The sequence below is a fragment of the Lysobacter sp. ISL-50 genome (genome assembly GCF_018612875.1).
In the GTDB taxonomy this organism is placed as follows: domain Bacteria; phylum Pseudomonadota; class Gammaproteobacteria; order Xanthomonadales; family Xanthomonadaceae; genus Lysobacter.
The window spans coordinates 129114-143615 of record NZ_JAGGRI010000018.1 but is presented as its reverse complement, the minus strand read 5'-3'; the positions used below and the strand labels follow the sequence as shown (position 1 = coordinate 143615).

Annotated in this window: 13 protein-coding genes; 3 read left to right on the top strand and 10 right to left on the bottom strand. The window is 67.0% G+C overall.

Annotated elements, in window-relative coordinates; translation table 11 throughout:
* The first annotated feature begins 521 nt into the window (after window positions 1-521).
* Window positions 522-1739 (top strand): serine hydrolase domain-containing protein, encoded by a 1218-nt coding sequence (locus tag J7J50_RS11835; protein ID WP_215058172.1) that lies wholly within the window; start codon window positions 522-524, stop codon window positions 1737-1739.
* Between the two features lie 145 nt (window positions 1740-1884).
* Here J7J50_RS11835 and J7J50_RS11830 read toward each other — a convergent pair whose 3' ends face one another.
* Complete coding sequence (locus J7J50_RS11830) at window positions 1885-2352, bottom strand: nuclear transport factor 2 family protein (RefSeq protein ID WP_215058171.1); 468 nt, start codon at window positions 2350-2352, stop codon at window positions 1885-1887.
* A 111-nt stretch (window positions 2353-2463) separates the two neighbouring features.
* Between J7J50_RS11830 and J7J50_RS11825 the strand changes: the two genes are divergently transcribed.
* Window positions 2464-3054, top strand: coding sequence for a TetR/AcrR family transcriptional regulator (locus J7J50_RS11825; protein ID WP_215058170.1), 591 nt, complete (start codon window positions 2464-2466; stop codon window positions 3052-3054).
* Between the two features lie 620 nt (window positions 3055-3674).
* Window positions 3675-4829 carry an NAD(P)/FAD-dependent oxidoreductase gene (locus J7J50_RS11820; protein WP_215058169.1) on the top strand — a complete coding sequence of 385 codons (1155 nt, stop codon included), beginning with the start codon at window positions 3675-3677 and terminating at the stop codon, window positions 4827-4829.
* A 25-nt stretch (window positions 4830-4854) separates the two neighbouring features.
* Here J7J50_RS11820 and J7J50_RS11815 read toward each other — a convergent pair whose 3' ends face one another.
* The 9 genes from J7J50_RS11815 to J7J50_RS11775 form a co-directional block, all read right to left on the bottom strand.
* Window positions 4855-5652: an amidohydrolase gene (locus J7J50_RS11815; RefSeq protein ID WP_215058168.1), complete on the bottom strand. Its 798-nt coding sequence runs from the start codon at window positions 5650-5652 to the stop codon at window positions 4855-4857.
* 401 nt (window positions 5653-6053) lie between these two features.
* Window positions 6054-7727, bottom strand: coding sequence for a type IV secretory system conjugative DNA transfer family protein (locus J7J50_RS11810; protein WP_215058167.1), 1674 nt, complete (start codon window positions 7725-7727; stop codon window positions 6054-6056).
* 39 nt (window positions 7728-7766) lie between these two features.
* Window positions 7767-8048 carry a hypothetical protein gene (locus J7J50_RS11805; protein ID WP_215058166.1) on the bottom strand — a complete coding sequence of 94 codons (282 nt, stop codon included), beginning with the start codon at window positions 8046-8048 and terminating at the stop codon, window positions 7767-7769.
* A gap of 116 nt (window positions 8049-8164) precedes the next feature.
* Complete coding sequence (locus tag J7J50_RS11800) at window positions 8165-8728, bottom strand: XVIPCD domain-containing protein (protein ID WP_215058165.1); 564 nt, start codon at window positions 8726-8728, stop codon at window positions 8165-8167.
* A 544-nt stretch (window positions 8729-9272) separates the two neighbouring features.
* Window positions 9273-10382, bottom strand: coding sequence for an XVIPCD domain-containing protein (locus tag J7J50_RS11795; protein ID WP_215058164.1), 1110 nt, complete (start codon window positions 10380-10382; stop codon window positions 9273-9275).
* A 42-nt stretch (window positions 10383-10424) separates the two neighbouring features.
* A complete protein-coding gene (locus tag J7J50_RS11790) occupies window positions 10425-10928 on the bottom strand; it encodes a hypothetical protein (RefSeq protein WP_215058163.1) in 504 nt (167 codons plus the stop codon).
* Window positions 10929-11049: 121 nt separating this feature from the next.
* On the bottom strand, window positions 11050-12216 hold the full coding sequence (locus J7J50_RS11785) for an XVIPCD domain-containing protein (protein ID WP_215058162.1): 1167 nt from the start codon (window positions 12214-12216) through the stop codon (window positions 11050-11052).
* A 72-nt stretch (window positions 12217-12288) separates the two neighbouring features.
* Entirely contained in the window at window positions 12289-12795 is a 507-nt protein-coding gene (locus J7J50_RS11780; protein WP_215058161.1) for a hypothetical protein, read from the bottom strand.
* 337 nt (window positions 12796-13132) lie between these two features.
* Window positions 13133-14467, bottom strand: a complete 1335-nt coding sequence (locus J7J50_RS11775) for an XVIPCD domain-containing protein (protein WP_215058160.1) — start codon at window positions 14465-14467, stop codon at window positions 13133-13135.
* Window positions 14468-14502: the final 35 nt, after the last annotated feature.

The window sequence follows — 14502 nt, the reverse complement described above, 5'->3', positions numbered from 1 at the left end:
GCGGCAACACCGCCCGCCCGAACGGCCCGCGTCCCGGCGGCCCGCGCGGCGGCGGACGTCCCGGCGGCGGCCGCGGCCCGCGCGGCTGAGTCGGCGACAGCACGATCCGGTCCGCGTCAGCGGCCGGATCGGTATTGAACAAAGGGCGCTTCGGCGCCCTTTTGTTTTTCGCGGGATCGCCCTCTGCGCGCCCCTCCCCATTTCCGTCATCCCCGCGAAGGCGGGGATCCAGGGCTCCACCGATGCGTAACCCGGAAGTCTTTGGATTTCGACTTCCGCGGGGATGGCGGCCGGGAGAACTCAATACAGCCCTGGAAGACCCGACTTCGTGCCTGCGAAACATCATCGGCACATTTACCTACCCGATCCAGACATATTCGCCGCCATTCACGGCACGCCTGCACCTAACCGCCCCGCAACGCAACCCGATCGCGGCATCGCAGTGTTTCACTCCGGTCACTTGTGCACTGCAGCATTAGCGCTCAGCTTGCACGCACCTAACCGAAGGCACAGGTAATCCCATGAACCTGCCCGTTCTCGAATCCGTCGCCGCGACCGCCATCGCCGAACATCCCGCGCCGACCGCCTTGCGCGACCGCGTCGATGACGCGATCGACCGCGCCATCGCCGAACGCCGCCTGGTCGGCGCCGTGGTGCTGATCGCCCGCGACGGCCAACTGGTCTACCGCCGCGCCGCCGGTCAGGCCGATCGCGAATCCGACCGGCTGATGCGCGAAGACGCGATCTTCCTGCTCGCCTCGGTGACCAAGCCCATCGTCGCCGCGGCGGCGATGAAGCTGGCCGAACAAGGCCGCATCGATCTGGACGCGCCGGTGACGCGCTATCTGCCGCAGTTCCGCCCGCGCCTGGCCGACGGCAGCGAACCGCAGATCAGCCTGCGCCAGTTGCTGAGCCACACCTCCGGCCTGAGCTATCGCTTCGGCGAGCCGACCGGCAGCGATTACGACCAGTTGAACGTCTCCGACGGCTTCGATCAGCCCGGCCTGAGCATCGAGGAGAACCTGCAGCGCCTGAGCCAGGCGCAGTTGCGTTATCCGCCAGGCCAGGGCTTCAAGTATTCGATCGGCCTGGATGTGCTCGGCGAAGCGATGGCGCGCGCCACCGACACGCCGCTACCGGCGTTGATCGAAGCATTGATCGGCGCGCCGTTGGCGATGAAGGACACCGCGTTTCGCATCGTCGATCACAAGCGCACCGCCACGCCCTACACCGACGGCCTCGCCGCCGACGGCTCGCGGCGCCCGGCGCGCATGCACGAGGAAACCGTGCTGCCGTTTTTCGACGGCGCGCTGCGCTATGCGCCCAACCGCCTGGAGAACGCGGCGTCGTATCCCTCCGGCGGCGCCGGTCTGGCCAGCACCGCCGGCGACGTGCTGAGCCTGCTGGAAACGCTGCGCCGCGGCGGCGGCGAGATCCTGCGGACCGAGTCGGTGGCGACGATGATGCGCGAGCACGTGCCCGCCCCGATCGAAGGCCTCGATCCGGGTTGGGGCTATGGCTACGGCTGGGCGGTGCTGAGCGATCCGGCCGCGAGCGGCACGCCGCAATCGCGCGGCACCATCGCCTGGGGCGGCGTGTACGGACACTCGTGGTTCGTCGATGCGCAGCGCGGGCTCACCGTGGTCGCGCTGACCAATACCGCGATCGAAGGAATGGACGGCGAGTTCACCATCGACCTGCGCGATGCGGTGTATGCGGGACTGGCCGCGGCGCAGTGATCCGCGGCGATTATCGGTGCACGGCACAAGGGCGCTTCGGCGCCCTTGTTCGTTTACAGCGTAGTGATTTCATGCAGGAACGAGGCGAGTTTTAATCGCGGAACCGCGCTTGCGGCGCAGCCGTGAATCCGCGCCGCTCGCGCCGTCACAACCCCAGTTCGCTCAGCCCCGGATGTTCGTCCGGGCGCCGTCCCTGCGGCCAATGGAACTTGCGTTCGCTTTCGGCGATGGGCTTGTCGTTGATGCTCGCCAGCCGCAGCGACATCAAACCGTCGTCGCCGAACTCCCAGTTCTCGTTGCCGTAGCTGCGATACCACTGGCCGGAATCGTCGCGCCATTCGTAGGCGAAACGCACGGCGATGCGGTGGCTTTCGAACGTCCACAATTCCTTGATCAGGCGGTACTCGATCTCACGGCTCCACTTGCGCTGCAAGAACGCCACCGCCTGCTCGCGGCCCTGGACGAACTCAGCGCGGTTGCGCCAGCGCGTGTCCAGCGAATAAGCCAGGCCGACGCGCGCCGGATCGCGCGAATTCCACGCGTCTTCGGCCAGCCGGACTTTCTGCACGGCGCTGTCCCGGGTGAACGGCGGCAACGGTGGACGGGTTTCCATGAGCGGCTCCAAGGCAAGTAGACCGATCTGTCTACGCGGATAAATTAACGCTTGTAGACCGATCTGTCTACATCGATGGCGAAGCCGGGCGAACCGATCTACCATCGCGCCATGAACCGCAAAACCGACCCGGTCCCGAGCGCGCGCGAACGCATCCTCCACACCGCGCACGACCTGTTCTACCTGCAGGGCATCCGCGCGACCGGCATCGACCAGGTGATCGCCGAATCCGGCGTGACCAAGGTGACGCTGTACCGGCACTACCCGAGCAAGAACGATCTGATCCTGGCCTTCCTCGATTACCGACACGAGCGCTGGATGAGCTGGTTCGACGGCGCCTTGCAACGCTTCGGCGCGAACCCCGCGGCGCTGGTGGCGGCGATGGCCGAATGGTTCGCGCATCCGCAGTTCCGCGGCTGCGCGTTCATCAACGCGGTGGCCGAAATCGGCCCGGTCCTGCCCGAAGCGGTGGCGCGTTCGCGCGAGCACAAGCGGCAGATGCAGGCGCGCATCGCCGAATTGCTGCCGCCCGGCAGCCGGCGCGAGGCGCGCGCGGGCGCGCTGGCGATCTCGGTGGACGGAGCGATCGTGCGCGCGGCTTGCGAGGCGACGCCGCAGGCTGCGCTCGATGGCCTGGAGGTCGCGGTCGAAGCTATTTGTGCGCCCGCGTCCTCTCGACAGGCCGCAAAGCCTCGGGCCTGAAGTCTTTGTGGGAGGGCCAAGTCTTTTGTGGGAGGGCCTTCAGGCCCGAGGCCTTTCGGTCCGATCGCGGCGTTGGAACGAAAAGCATCGGGCCTGAAGGCCCTCCTACAAAAGACTTCAGGCCTGACGTCGATAGCCTGGAGATCGCGGTCGAAGCCATTTGCGCGCCCGCGTCCTGTCGACAGGCCGCAAAGCCTCGGGCCTGAAGCCTTTGTGGGAGGGCCAAGTCTTTTGTGGGAGGGCCTTCAGGCCCGATGCTTTTCGGTCCGATCGCGGCGTTGGAACGAAAAGCATCGGGCCTGAAGGCCCTCCTACAAAAGACTTCAGGCCTGACGTCGATAGCCTGGAGACCGTGGTCGAAGCCATTTGCGTACTCACGTCCTCTCGACAGGCCGCAAAGCCTCGGGCCTGAAGCCTTTGTGGGAGGGCCAAGTCTTTTGTGGGAGGGCCTTCAGGCCCGATGCTTTTCGGTCCGATCTCGGCGTTGGAACGAAAAGCATCGGGCCTGAAGGCCCTCCTACAAAAGACTTCACGCTCGCCGGCACTTCACACAGCCGCCATACGCCCTTCGCGCAACGCGCCGACACTGTGTCGCAACCCCCAAACGCACTGGTCCGCCCATGAACCAGGACACCGCTCACTACGATTGCGATCTGGTCGTCGTCGGCGCCAGTTTCGCCGGCGCCGCCTGCGCGCTGGCGGCGGCGCGCGCGGGCCTGCGCGTGGTCGTGCTCGAACGCAAGCGCGATCCGGGCGATAAGCTGCGCACCACCGGCATCGTGGTCAAGGAAGCGGCCGAGCAGACCTGGCTGAGCCGCGCGCCGGCCGGCTGCCTGCACCGGGTCGAGCGGGTGCGGTTGTACTCGCCGAAGCTGCGCAGCATGGCGCTGAGCGCGCCGGGCTATTACTTCCTGACCACCGACACGCCGCGGCTGATGCGCTGGCTGGCGCAGGAACTGGTGCGGCACGAGGTCGATCTGCGCCTGGGCGCGTCGTTCACCCAGGCCGAGCGCGACGGCGACGGCTGGCGCATCGAAGGCGTGGGCCGCACGCGTTTCCTGGTCGGCGCCGACGGGGCGAAATCGCGCGTCGCCGAACGCACCGGGCTCGGCCGCACGCACGAGTTCCTGTACGGCATCGAATACGAATTCCCGCAGGCCACGCTGCCCGAGTCGGGCGCCCTGCACTGCTTCGTCAGCAAGCGCTACGCGCCGGGCTACATCGGCTGGGTCGCGCAGAATCCGACCGGCGTGCAGGCCGGGCTGGCGCTGCGGCACGATCCCGAGCGCGCGCGCGTGCCGGATATCGATGGCTTCCTCGCCCGTGTCCGCGACGTGGTCGGCCTGGGCGCGCAACTGCAACCCGCCGCGACCCGCGCCGGCCTGATTCCCTGCGGCGGGCCGGTGTTCCCGCTCGCGCGCGACGGCGTGATGCTGACCGGCGACGCCGCCGGCATCGTCTCGCCGGTGACCGCCGGCGGCATCCACTCGGCCTGGGCGCACGGCGAAACCCTGGGCCAGGCGATCGCCCTGCACGCGCGCGGCATCGGCCCGGCGCCGGAATCCATCGCCCAGGACGCGGCGCCGAAATTCCGCCGCAAGCGCGCGCTGCGCTGGGCCTTCGACCGCTTTCAATTCGACTGGCCGTTCGACCTGCTGCTGCACTCCGCGCCGCTGCGCTGGGCCGCCGAGCAGGTGTATTTCCACAAGCGCGGCGTCAGCGAGGCCGACATCGAAGCCGGCGCGGTGCGTTCGCGCGCCGGGGAAGATTACTGAGCGCCGCGCTGCGCGCGAGCGCGGATCACCGCAACTCGAACCGGTCCGCGTCCAGCATCGCCGGGAAACGCTCGCGATGCGCCGCCAGCTCGGCCGCTTGCAGGGTCGTGGTGACGACGACTTCCTCGTCGGTGCATTCGCTGACCGGATGACCGAGGAAATCGATGACCGCGCTGTCGCCGGCATAGTGCAGGCCGTTGCCGTCGTCGCCGACGCGGTTGAGGCCGGCGACGTAGCACAGGTTTTCGATCGCGCGCGCGCGCAGCAGGGTCTTCCACGGATAAGCGCGCGCCGACGGCCAGTTGGCCACGTACAGCAGCAGATCGAAGTCGGCCGCGCCGGGCCGCTCGACATCGAAGCGGTTGCGCGAAAACACCGGGAAACGCAGGTCGTAGCAGACCATCGGGCAGATCCGCCAGCCCTTCCACTCCACCGTCAGGCGGTCGCGGCCGGCGGCGTAGCGCTCGTGCTCCTTGGCGAAGCGGAACAGGTGGCGCTTGTCGTAGGTCTTGAGCTCGCCGTCGGGCGTGGCGAACAGCAGGCGGTTGAACACGCCCTCCTCGGTGCGCAGCTGCACGCTGCCGGTCACCGCCGCGCCGAGCTTGGCGGCCTGCTCGCGAATCCAGGCGACGGTCGGGCCGTCCATGGTCTCGGCGCTGCCGATGGCTTCGTTGCTGAAACCGCTGGTGAAGGTCTCCGGCAGCAGCACCAGATCGGTGATGCCGTGCAGCGAGGAGATCAGATCGCCGTAGTACTCGCGATTGCCGGCGGGATCGTGCCAGCGGGTGGCGCCTTGGACGAGGGATACGCGGAGGTCTTTCATGACGGTTCGGCCTGACGTGCGTGCTGCCGCCATTATGACGCGCGAGCGCCGCGGCGGATCGCGTCGCCGGTTCAAAAAATGGTCGCGTTCGTCCTATCGTGAGAACTAGCGGGCATGGGGCGGTGGCCGTGACAAAACCGGATCATTCCCTGCTCCCTCTCCCTCTCCCGCTTGCGGGAGAGGGCTGGGGTGAGGGATGAGTGCCGTAGGCGCGAATGCTTTTTGCATGGATATTCTGCGACTGCCCCCGCCCTCACCCCAACCCCTCTCCCGCGCCCCGAAGGAAGTCACCTTGGGTGGCAAGCGGGAGAGGGGCTCCGGGACTTGCCGGCTTGCCACAAACAAAAACGCCACCGCGATCGGCGATCGCGATGGCGTCCGGAACCGGCCGATCCGACCGGTCAGACCTTCACATCCAGCATCGGCACCGTCACCTTCGGCAGCAGACGCTGGGTGAACAGCTTGTCCTGGAAGTACTTGATCTTGTCGCACTTCACCGGATGCGGGATGCCTTCGTACAGGAACACCTCGGTGTCGAAGCCCATCGCCTTGAGCTCCTGCGGCAGCATCAGCGCGCGGCGTTCTTCCGACTCGCTGCGCGAGATTTCCTTGCCGCGGGTGATGTTCTGCTTGCGCACGGTGGTGTAGCCGAGCATGTCGGAGTAATCGTTGGCGTCCTGCTGCTCGCGCGGCGCGTAGATGATCTGCAGCGCGTGGTTGGTGATGATGGTGCGCGAGATGTCCTTGCCGTAGGTCGCGTCCAGCTGCGACATGCTCTGGATGATCGGCAGCAGGCGGATGTTGTAGCCGGCCATGTACGACACCGCCGAGGCGATGATGTCCACCTTGCCGATCGAGGTGAATTCGTCCATCAGCAACAGGCACTGATGCTTGAGTTCCTTGTTGTTCTGCGGCAGTTCGCGGGTGTTGAGGTTGATGATCTGGCTGAAGAACAGGTTCACGATCAAGCGGCTTTCGGCCAGCTTGTTCGGCTGGATGCCGACGTAGATCGTCATCTTCTTCTTGCGCAGGTCGGTCAGCAGGAAATCGTCGGTCGCCGTGGCCGCGTCCAGCACCGGGTTGATCCAGGCGTTGAGCGGTTCCTTGAACGTGCCCAGGATCGAGGCGAAGGTTTCATCCGCCTGCGACAGCATGTTGCCGAACGCGGCGCGGGCGTTGCTGCTCAGGAACGGCCGCTCCGACAAGCCCTTGAGGAACGGCTTGAGCTCGCTCTTGCCGTCGCCCGAGGACAATCGGTAGACCGCGCCCAGGGTCGGCAGCGTGCCGAACGGGAAGCCGACTTTCTTCGCGTCTTCGTAGGCTTCGAACAGGTACAGGGTGAACGCCATGAAGCAGTTGCGCGCCTGGCTGACCCAGAATTTCTGATCGTCCGAGCCGTCCGGATACAGCATCGCGGCGATGCTCATCAGGTCGGAGACGCGGAAGGCCGGATCGGCCGAGACGTAGGTCAGCGGATTCCAGCGATGGGTGCGGCGGTCTTCGGCGAAGGGATTGAACAGGAAGATTTCCTGGCCCTGCTGCGCACGCCAGCCGCTGGTCAGGTCGAAGTTTTCCTGCTTGATGTCCAACACCACCATCGAGGCCTGGTAGTTGAGCAGGTTCGGAATCACGATGCCCACGCCCTTGCCCGAACGGGTCGGCGCGGCCAGGATCACGAACTGCTGGCCGCTGAGCTGGACCAGCCGGCCGTTGTACTTGCCGACCACGATGCTGGTCGGGGTGGACTTGAACATGTCCTTCTTGCTCAAGTCGCCGGCGGTCGCGAAGCGCGCGTCGCCGTGCATCGACTGCTTCTTCGGCATGAACATGAGGTACAGCAGGCCGCAATACGCGGCCAGCGGCAGGCCGAAGCCTATGAAGCCGCCGGCCTTGATCTTGCCCACGTAGGGCCGGACCTGCGGCAGATGCAAGGCCTTGACGTACTCCAGGTACGTATTCCACTTGGCGGCGGCATCGACTTTCAGCAACAACAACGTTACGTATCCGGACAGATACGCGCCCGCGGCAATGAACAACAGCAATGCCACCAGGGCAACAATCGGCTTCCCTTTCACGTTTTGTTTCCTGCTTTGTTTCCCCGACCCCGCTGTCGGTCAGCTTCGCTTCCGGCCATTGCGGAGCCCTGAACGCTCCACCCGGTTCGCTGGGGACATCATATCCGGCGAAACGTCGCTGCTGTCGATCAAATCTTTGAGGATGCGGTCGTCCAGCCAGATCCGGGCCTCGCTGAGGGTGACCTCCTGGTGCAGCTTGACGCCGGCCGAGGACATGATCGCGTAGGCGTAGACGTCGTCTTGTTCGTACTCCGAGTCCCGGGTCAGGGCGACGATCTGATAGTGGCCGCGGGTCTGGATGTGATGGCGATATTCGTTCATTGCGGGCCTCCGATGCCTGCGCGGGCCGGACGCGGGGTCCGGCGGGCTCGATCAGCGGGGGCTGACCGGATGTGGATTCAGTCCAGTCCGCCGCAGCGGACGGCGGACCGGGGCGATCAGTCTTTGTCCTTGAACAAGCTGCGCAGCAGCGAGGGCTGCTCGCGCTCGCTGCTGCGCGCGGCGGCCTGCCCGTCCGGGTCCTGCTGCTCGCGCTCGCGCCTGCGCTCGGCGTCGCGCTGGCGTTCGAGTTCGCGCTGGCGGTCCTGCAGCTCGTGCTCGCGCGCGAGCTGGGCGAACTGCTCGCTGCTGCGCTGGATCGATTGCTGCGCGGCCTGGCCGGCATCGACGTAGCTGACCTGGCGGCTCGGCGAATCCAGTTCGCCCTCGACCGCGAACGCACGCGCGCCGTCGTGGCTGAAGACCACGTGGTCCACGCCGTGGCGCCCGCGCGCGGCTTCCAGGGCCAGCGCCGCGGCCAGGTTGTCGCGCTCGCCCGGGCTGTAGGAACGCGCCATTTCCTGCTTGTCCAGGCACACGCGAACCTGCGAGAACTGGTCGTGCTGCGGATGGTTCGGGCTGCTGAGCAAGTTGCGCTGCTGCGCCCGGCGCATGTCGTCCAGGGTGTGGCTAGCGTCGTCCGTGCCGACGCGAAGCTGTCGATCCGGTGGATTGGAGCTCATCGCTGCCTCCGTCCGGACATTCCGGTCCGGTGATGTTATGCCCCGGATGCCTGCCGGAGCGGTGTCGCCGCCACGCATGCGGCGTGCGGCTGTCGCGTGTCGCCCGGCCCGATGCGGTCCCGGCCGCAGCCAGGCGCGTTTCTCGTCGAGCCTACCCCGGGCCAAGGCCCAGGTCGAACCGGCCGTCGCGCGGCGCCGCTTTGATTCCCTGCCCCTCGAGCCGCAACGCCGCGATCGGCGCGCACGCCCGCCGGCAGATAAGCGGCAGCGGCAGGTTCGGCCTCCCTAGTGACCGAACCTGCCGTGCCCCTCCGCCCTTGCGGGCGAAGCATCGACCTCCCTGTCGCGAACCCCGCAGCGACTGCTTAACCGTCCCTGGCCTGCGGGGCCCTCCAATCCGAACCGCCGTTCCACCTCCACCGAAGACGCGGTCGCCGGTCCGGATCAGCCTGTGGAAACACCGCCGCGTCCCGGCGGCGACCTCTCCTGCATCCTGCGTTGCCGCGACGCCTCCATGCGCCGCGTCGTCCGGCCGAAGCCGGACTCAACCCATCGTCATCCGTTGCTGTTGGTGTTGTTGCTGCTGTTGCGTGTGCTGCTCGGCCTGCTGCTGCGCCAAGGCCGGCGCGTCCTGCGCCAGACGCTGCGAAGACTGTTCGACCGTCTGTCCCATCGCCTGCTGCTTGTCGGCGAACACGCGGTGATGGGCCGGGTCGTTGAGCGCGCCCTGCACGGCGAACACGCCGGTGCCGTTGACGTTCGGAACCACGTGATCGATCCGGTTCATGCCGCTGACGCGCGCCTCGTAGGTGAGCGTCGCGGCCGCGCGTTCCAGGTCCTGATGGGTATTGAAACCGGCCTGCGGGCCCAGCCGTTCCAGGCCGTCCATCGCTTGCCGGTACATGGCGTTGTCGGGATGGCTCGGATTCGACAGCAGGCCGCTGCTGCGATCGTCCTGGCGCGGCCCGGCGTGCTTGATCGCATCCAGGCTGCGCGGACCGGCGACACCGTCGTCCTTGAGGTTGTGTTCGCGCTGGAACGATTGCAGCGCCTGACGGGTGCGCTCGCCGAAGTGGCCGTCGGCGTTCAAGGGCTGGCCGTGTTCGTCGCGATAGCCCAGGCGGTTGAGATCCTCCTGCAGCTTGCGCACCTCCGCGCCGTTCTCGCCCTTGCGCAGCACGCCGTCGTCGGCCTGCGCCGCGGTGCGGCCGCCGACGCTCTGGCGCTGATTCCAGAATTCTTCCGGATTGATGCTGCGGCCCTGCGGGTCTTTCATCTGGTAGTGCACGTGCTGGGCGTATTGCTCCTCGCCGCGCGGGCCGCGTCCGCCCATCGTGCCGATCTCGCTGCCGGCCTCCACGCGCTGGCCGACCACCACCGACTGGGTCTGTGTGTGCAGCAGCTGATGGCTGTTGCCCTCGGCATCGCGGATGGTGATGGTGCCGTAGCGGCCGCCGACGAATTCCACCGTGCCGCCGATCGGCGAGTGGATGGTGGGATGGGTCAGATTGACCCCGGCCTGGCCGCCCTGGTAATTGAAATCCGAACCGCCGTGCGCGCCGTTTTCGCGATGCTCGCCGTAGTGGCCGGTGATGTGCGCCTCACGGCCCTGCTGCTGCGGCAGGATCGTGTTCATGACGTCTTGGTAGGACATTGCGATCTCCTGAAGGGAATGCGGGGCTGGGTGGCGCTGCCGTCAGAGCGAGTCGTCGCGCATCCGGTACAGCGTCCAGCACTCGCCCTTGCGGAAGAAGAACGACAGCTGGTAATCGGTGTCGGGCTTGGCCAGCATCACTTCCTTGTCGCCGTTGAGCTCGGTCTGGCTCAGCACCAGGCCGTCGGCCTGCTGCTTGGCCGCGCTTGGCATCAGCGGGAAATGCAGCGCGTCGCCGTCGAGCATCGCGGTCACCGGCTTGGGCTCGGGATCGGCGTTGGCGTCGATGGTCTCGCTCTGCAGCGGCCGCTGGGTGTAGGCCTGCTGGATCTGCGCGTCGTCGGCGAAGGCCTTGAGGAACACGTCGAAGTCCTGCGACGGACAGGCCTGGGCCGGCGGCGCCGGTGCGGCGGCGGCAGGCTTCGCGTTCTTGTCGCCCGCGGCCGAAGCGGGCTGGCTGTTGGAAGCGAGCTCGCACCCGCCCAACGCCATCGCCAGCGCGAGCGCGAGCGCCGCCGTCCATACACCGATCTGCTTGAATTTCATCGTTCGATTTCCCTGCTGAAACTTCGCACTCTCGCAGCAAGCCCGGGCCGCGTCTGGGCACCGCGCCACGCCATCGCAACCTGCCGCCGCGGCCGGCCGGTCGGGCCGGCCGCGACGAGGATCACGCGACCTGGAGCTTGGTCTTTTCCGGCTCGGGCGCCGCCACCGCCGCCGTCTGCGGCACGTCCTGCTGCAACTGCTGGCTGGAACGCTCCAGCGACTGGCCCGCGGCCTGCGCCTTGTCCGCATGCACGCGCTTGTTGGCCGGATCGGCCAGCTCGCCCTGCACCGCGAACAGGCCGTTGCCGTTGGCGCTCAGCGAAACGTGATCGATCTTGGTCAGACCGCTCACGCGCGCCTCGTAGGTCAGGGTGCCGGCGGCGCGTTCGAGCTCTTCGCGGTTCTTGAAACCGGCCTGCGGGCCGAGTTTCTCCAGACCCTGCAGCGCCTGCTGGTACATGGGGTTGTCGCGATTGGCCGGGTCCGACAACAGCGTCGTCTGCCCGGCCTTCTTCAGCGCGTCGAGCGTCTTGCTGCCGGCCACGCCGTCGTCGTCGAGGCCGTGCGCGCGCTGGAACGCCTGCACCGCGTGCTTGGTGTTGGCGCCGAAATCGCCGTCGGGCTTGAGCGGCTGGCCCTTGGCGTCGCGGAAGCCCAGCTCGTTCAAGCGCTCCTGCAGCGCCGTCACCGCCTTGCCTTCTTCGCCGAGCTTGAGCTTGCCGTCGGCCATCGCATCGACCGGCTTGGCCGGCGCGGTCTTGGCGTCGGCCGGCTTGGGTTCGACGTGGTCCGGACCGCCGTGGTCGCGGCTGTTGGCCAGGGCGATGCCGCGGCGCATGGTCGGGCCGTTGAACACTTCGCCCAGCTGCTTGGCGTAGCCCGGATCGGTGGCGTAGCCGGCCTTCTGCAGCGCCTTGGCTTCCTTCTCCAGATTGCCCAGCGTGCCTTCCTCGAACAGCCCGGCCTTGGCGTAACGGCCGTTCTCCTTGAGGAACTTGACGCGGTCGGTCAGCGCTTCGTCGATGGAACCGTAGACGCGGAAATCCTGGTCCTTCCAGACCTTCTTGCCGCCTTCGATTTCCCACACGTTGAAGGTCTTGCTCGGGCCGTCCCAGCCCTTGCTGTCCTTGATGTTGAAGATGTTGTTGGTGCCCGGCAGGACTTTCTCGCCCCAGCCGGTTTCCAGCGCGGCCTGCGCCAGGATCAGCTCGGCCGACATGCCGGTCTGCTTGGACACGCGCATCGCGGCCGGATACAGGTCGGCGATGAATTCTTCTTTCTTACCCATGATCAAACTCCTTCTGATTGGATCGACACAGCGATCGATCCGGGATGAAAACCCGAGCGCGCGCGGCGCGGATCAATGCGTGAGGTCGGCCTTGAGCGTGGCGTGGAAATCGCTGCGCTTGTCCGGATCGCTGAGGCTGAAGTACTGGCCCGTCACCTGCAGCGCGCCGTTGTCCCAGCGCAGGTGCTGCGCGCCTTCCTCGACGAAGGCCGAGTACGCGCCCTGCGCGCCGGGCACGGCGACATCGCCGCTGGCCTGCACCGCGCCGTTGCTCAGGTCGAGCTTCACCACCTTGAGCAAGGTCTGCGACAAGCTCTGCTCGGGCTGGGTGTCGGACTGCAGCAACACATAGACCGCATCGCCTTCGCGCACGCAGTGGGTGGCGCGGCTTTGGTAGGTGTCGGCCGGCAGATCCAGCGACTTGGTCCAGACCGGCTTGCCCGAGGTCTGCGCGAGGTAGGCGACCGGGCGCTGGTTCATGCCGTCCTCGTCGCGGGTCGCGCCGGCCACGCACTGCTTGCCGTCGCCGATCGATTCGGATGCGTAGGAAGAAAAGCCTTGAGGGATTTCGGTAGTCATCGGTGCGGTATCCGTAGGGGCGGGAGTACTGGCGGCGGGCGCGATCGCATTCGTGGCCGCGGGGGTTGCGGGCGCCGTGGGCGTGGCGTCGGGCGCGGCGCCCTGCTTCTGGCAGGCCGCCAACGCCAGCGACAAGGCGCACACAGCGATCAACGGGGCATAGCGATTCGTAGTCATCGGCCGGTTCCAACTGTCGAGTGGTGATGAAGCGCAAACACGGAGCAACTGCGGCCCGGCGAGGGGCCGGGATGGTGCGCCCGCCGGATCGACCGGCGGACGCGCCATCCCCAACACATCCGCCCGCCCTGGCCTCCTGCCGGGGCGAGCGGTCTTACCCTTACGCCACCATCGTCCGCGGCTGCTGCTGGCGCTCTTCCTGCGCCGGCTGCTGCTGAGGCTGCTGCAGCTGCGGCACGTCCTGGCGCAGCTGCGCGCTGGTCTGCTCGACCGAATGGCCGATCGCCTGCTGCTTGTCGGTCAGCACGCGCTGATGGGCCGGATCGTTCAAGCCGCCCTGCACCGCGAAGAAGCCGCTGCGATCGGCGTTGGGCACGACGTGATCGATCTTGTTCATGCCGTGGACGCGCGATTCGTAGGTCAACGTGGCGGCGGCGCGTTCCATCTCCTGGTGATTCTTGAAGCCGCCGTTGGGGCCGAGCTTCTGCAAGCCGTCCATGGCCTGCTGGTACATCCCGTGATCGCGATTGGCCGGATCGGCCAGCGACGGCGCGCGCGAAGGCTCGGCGTGCTGCGGCGCGTGCTGCGGTGCCTGACCCGGCGCCTGCGCGTGCTGCTTCACCGCTTCCTTCAATTTCTCCAGCGTGGCCGGACCGGCGACGCCGTCGTCCTTGATGCCCTGGTCGCGCTGGAACTGCTTGAGCGCGTCTTCGCTCTTCTTGCCGAAGTGGCCGTCGGGGTTGAGCTCGTTGCCCTTCGCGTCGCGATAGCCCAGCGCCTTGAGCGATTCCTGCATGTGCTGCACCGCTTCGCCGCGCTCGTTGAGCTTGAGCTTGCCGTCGGCCATCGGATCGTGGCCGCCGACGCTCTTGGGCAGCTTCACTTCGCCGTGCGCCAGGCGCTCCATCACTTCCGGCGTCAGCATCTTTTCCCACTGCGCTGCGGCGGCGCGGCGCTCGGGCAAATGCTTTTCGCCGCCGTTGATGTCGTGAGTGGAACCCTTGACGTCGTGCTGATGGCCGTGCGGCACCACGCGGCTCTGCCAGTAGTGCACGGCGACCTTCGCGGCGGTGTCGCGATCGGCGGCCAGGCCCGGATTGGCGGTGAAATCCAGCCCGAGTTCCTTGCCGGCGGCGGCGTAGTTGCTGCGGCCGGTCAGCTGCACATAGCCGCGGCCATGGAAATTCCAGCCGTCGCCTTCCTGCGTGTTGCCGAGATTCTTCGCGCCCCACTTGCCGCCGTAGATCGCGTTGGCGACCGCTTCCTGGCCGCCGGCGGCGATCGCATCGGCCTCGGCCTGCGTGTCCATGCCGTTGCGGCCGTTGAAGTTCTTCATCAGACCCGCGCCGCTGTAGTGCAGGTTCTCGTTCATGCTCTTGAAGCCGCCGGACTCGATCTGCATCTGGCCCATGAAAACGGCGAGTTCTTTCGGTTCGCGGATGCCCGACTCGTAAGCCTTGAGCAGCAGGAAATCGCGGTTGTTCGGTGTAGACATGAAATTCCTTCCTTGATTGATAGGTAAGCGGGCTG

Bases quoted from the DNA above. Each gene is read 5' to 3' on its own strand.
- J7J50_RS11790 (WP_215058163.1), bottom strand. From the start codon at position 10,928: ATGAAATTCAAGCAGATCGGTGTATGGACGGCGGCGCTCGCGCTCGCG.
- J7J50_RS11795 (WP_215058164.1), bottom strand. From the start codon at position 10,382: ATGTCCTACCAAGACGTCATGAACACGATCCTGCCGCAGCAGCAGGGC.
- J7J50_RS11780 (WP_215058161.1), bottom strand. From the start codon at position 12,795: ATGACTACCGAAATCCCTCAAGGCTTTTCTTCCTACGCATCCGAATCG.
- J7J50_RS11800 (WP_215058165.1), bottom strand. From the start codon at position 8,728: ATGAGCTCCAATCCACCGGATCGACAGCTTCGCGTCGGCACGGACGAC.
- J7J50_RS11805 (WP_215058166.1), bottom strand. From the start codon at position 8,048: ATGAACGAATATCGCCATCACATCCAGACCCGCGGCCACTATCAGATC.
- J7J50_RS11775 (WP_215058160.1), bottom strand. From the start codon at position 14,467: ATGTCTACACCGAACAACCGCGATTTCCTGCTGCTCAAGGCTTACGAG.
- J7J50_RS11785 (WP_215058162.1), bottom strand. From the start codon at position 12,216: ATGGGTAAGAAAGAAGAATTCATCGCCGACCTGTATCCGGCCGCGATG.
- J7J50_RS11835 (WP_215058172.1), top strand. From the start codon at position 522: ATGAACCTGCCCGTTCTCGAATCCGTCGCCGCGACCGCCATCGCCGAA.
- J7J50_RS11815 (WP_215058168.1), bottom strand. From the start codon at position 5,652: ATGAAAGACCTCCGCGTATCCCTCGTCCAAGGCGCCACCCGCTGGCAC.
- J7J50_RS11820 (WP_215058169.1), top strand. From the start codon at position 3,675: ATGAACCAGGACACCGCTCACTACGATTGCGATCTGGTCGTCGTCGGC.
- J7J50_RS11825 (WP_215058170.1), top strand. From the start codon at position 2,464: ATGAACCGCAAAACCGACCCGGTCCCGAGCGCGCGCGAACGCATCCTC.
- J7J50_RS11830 (WP_215058171.1), bottom strand. From the start codon at position 2,352: ATGGAAACCCGTCCACCGTTGCCGCCGTTCACCCGGGACAGCGCCGTG.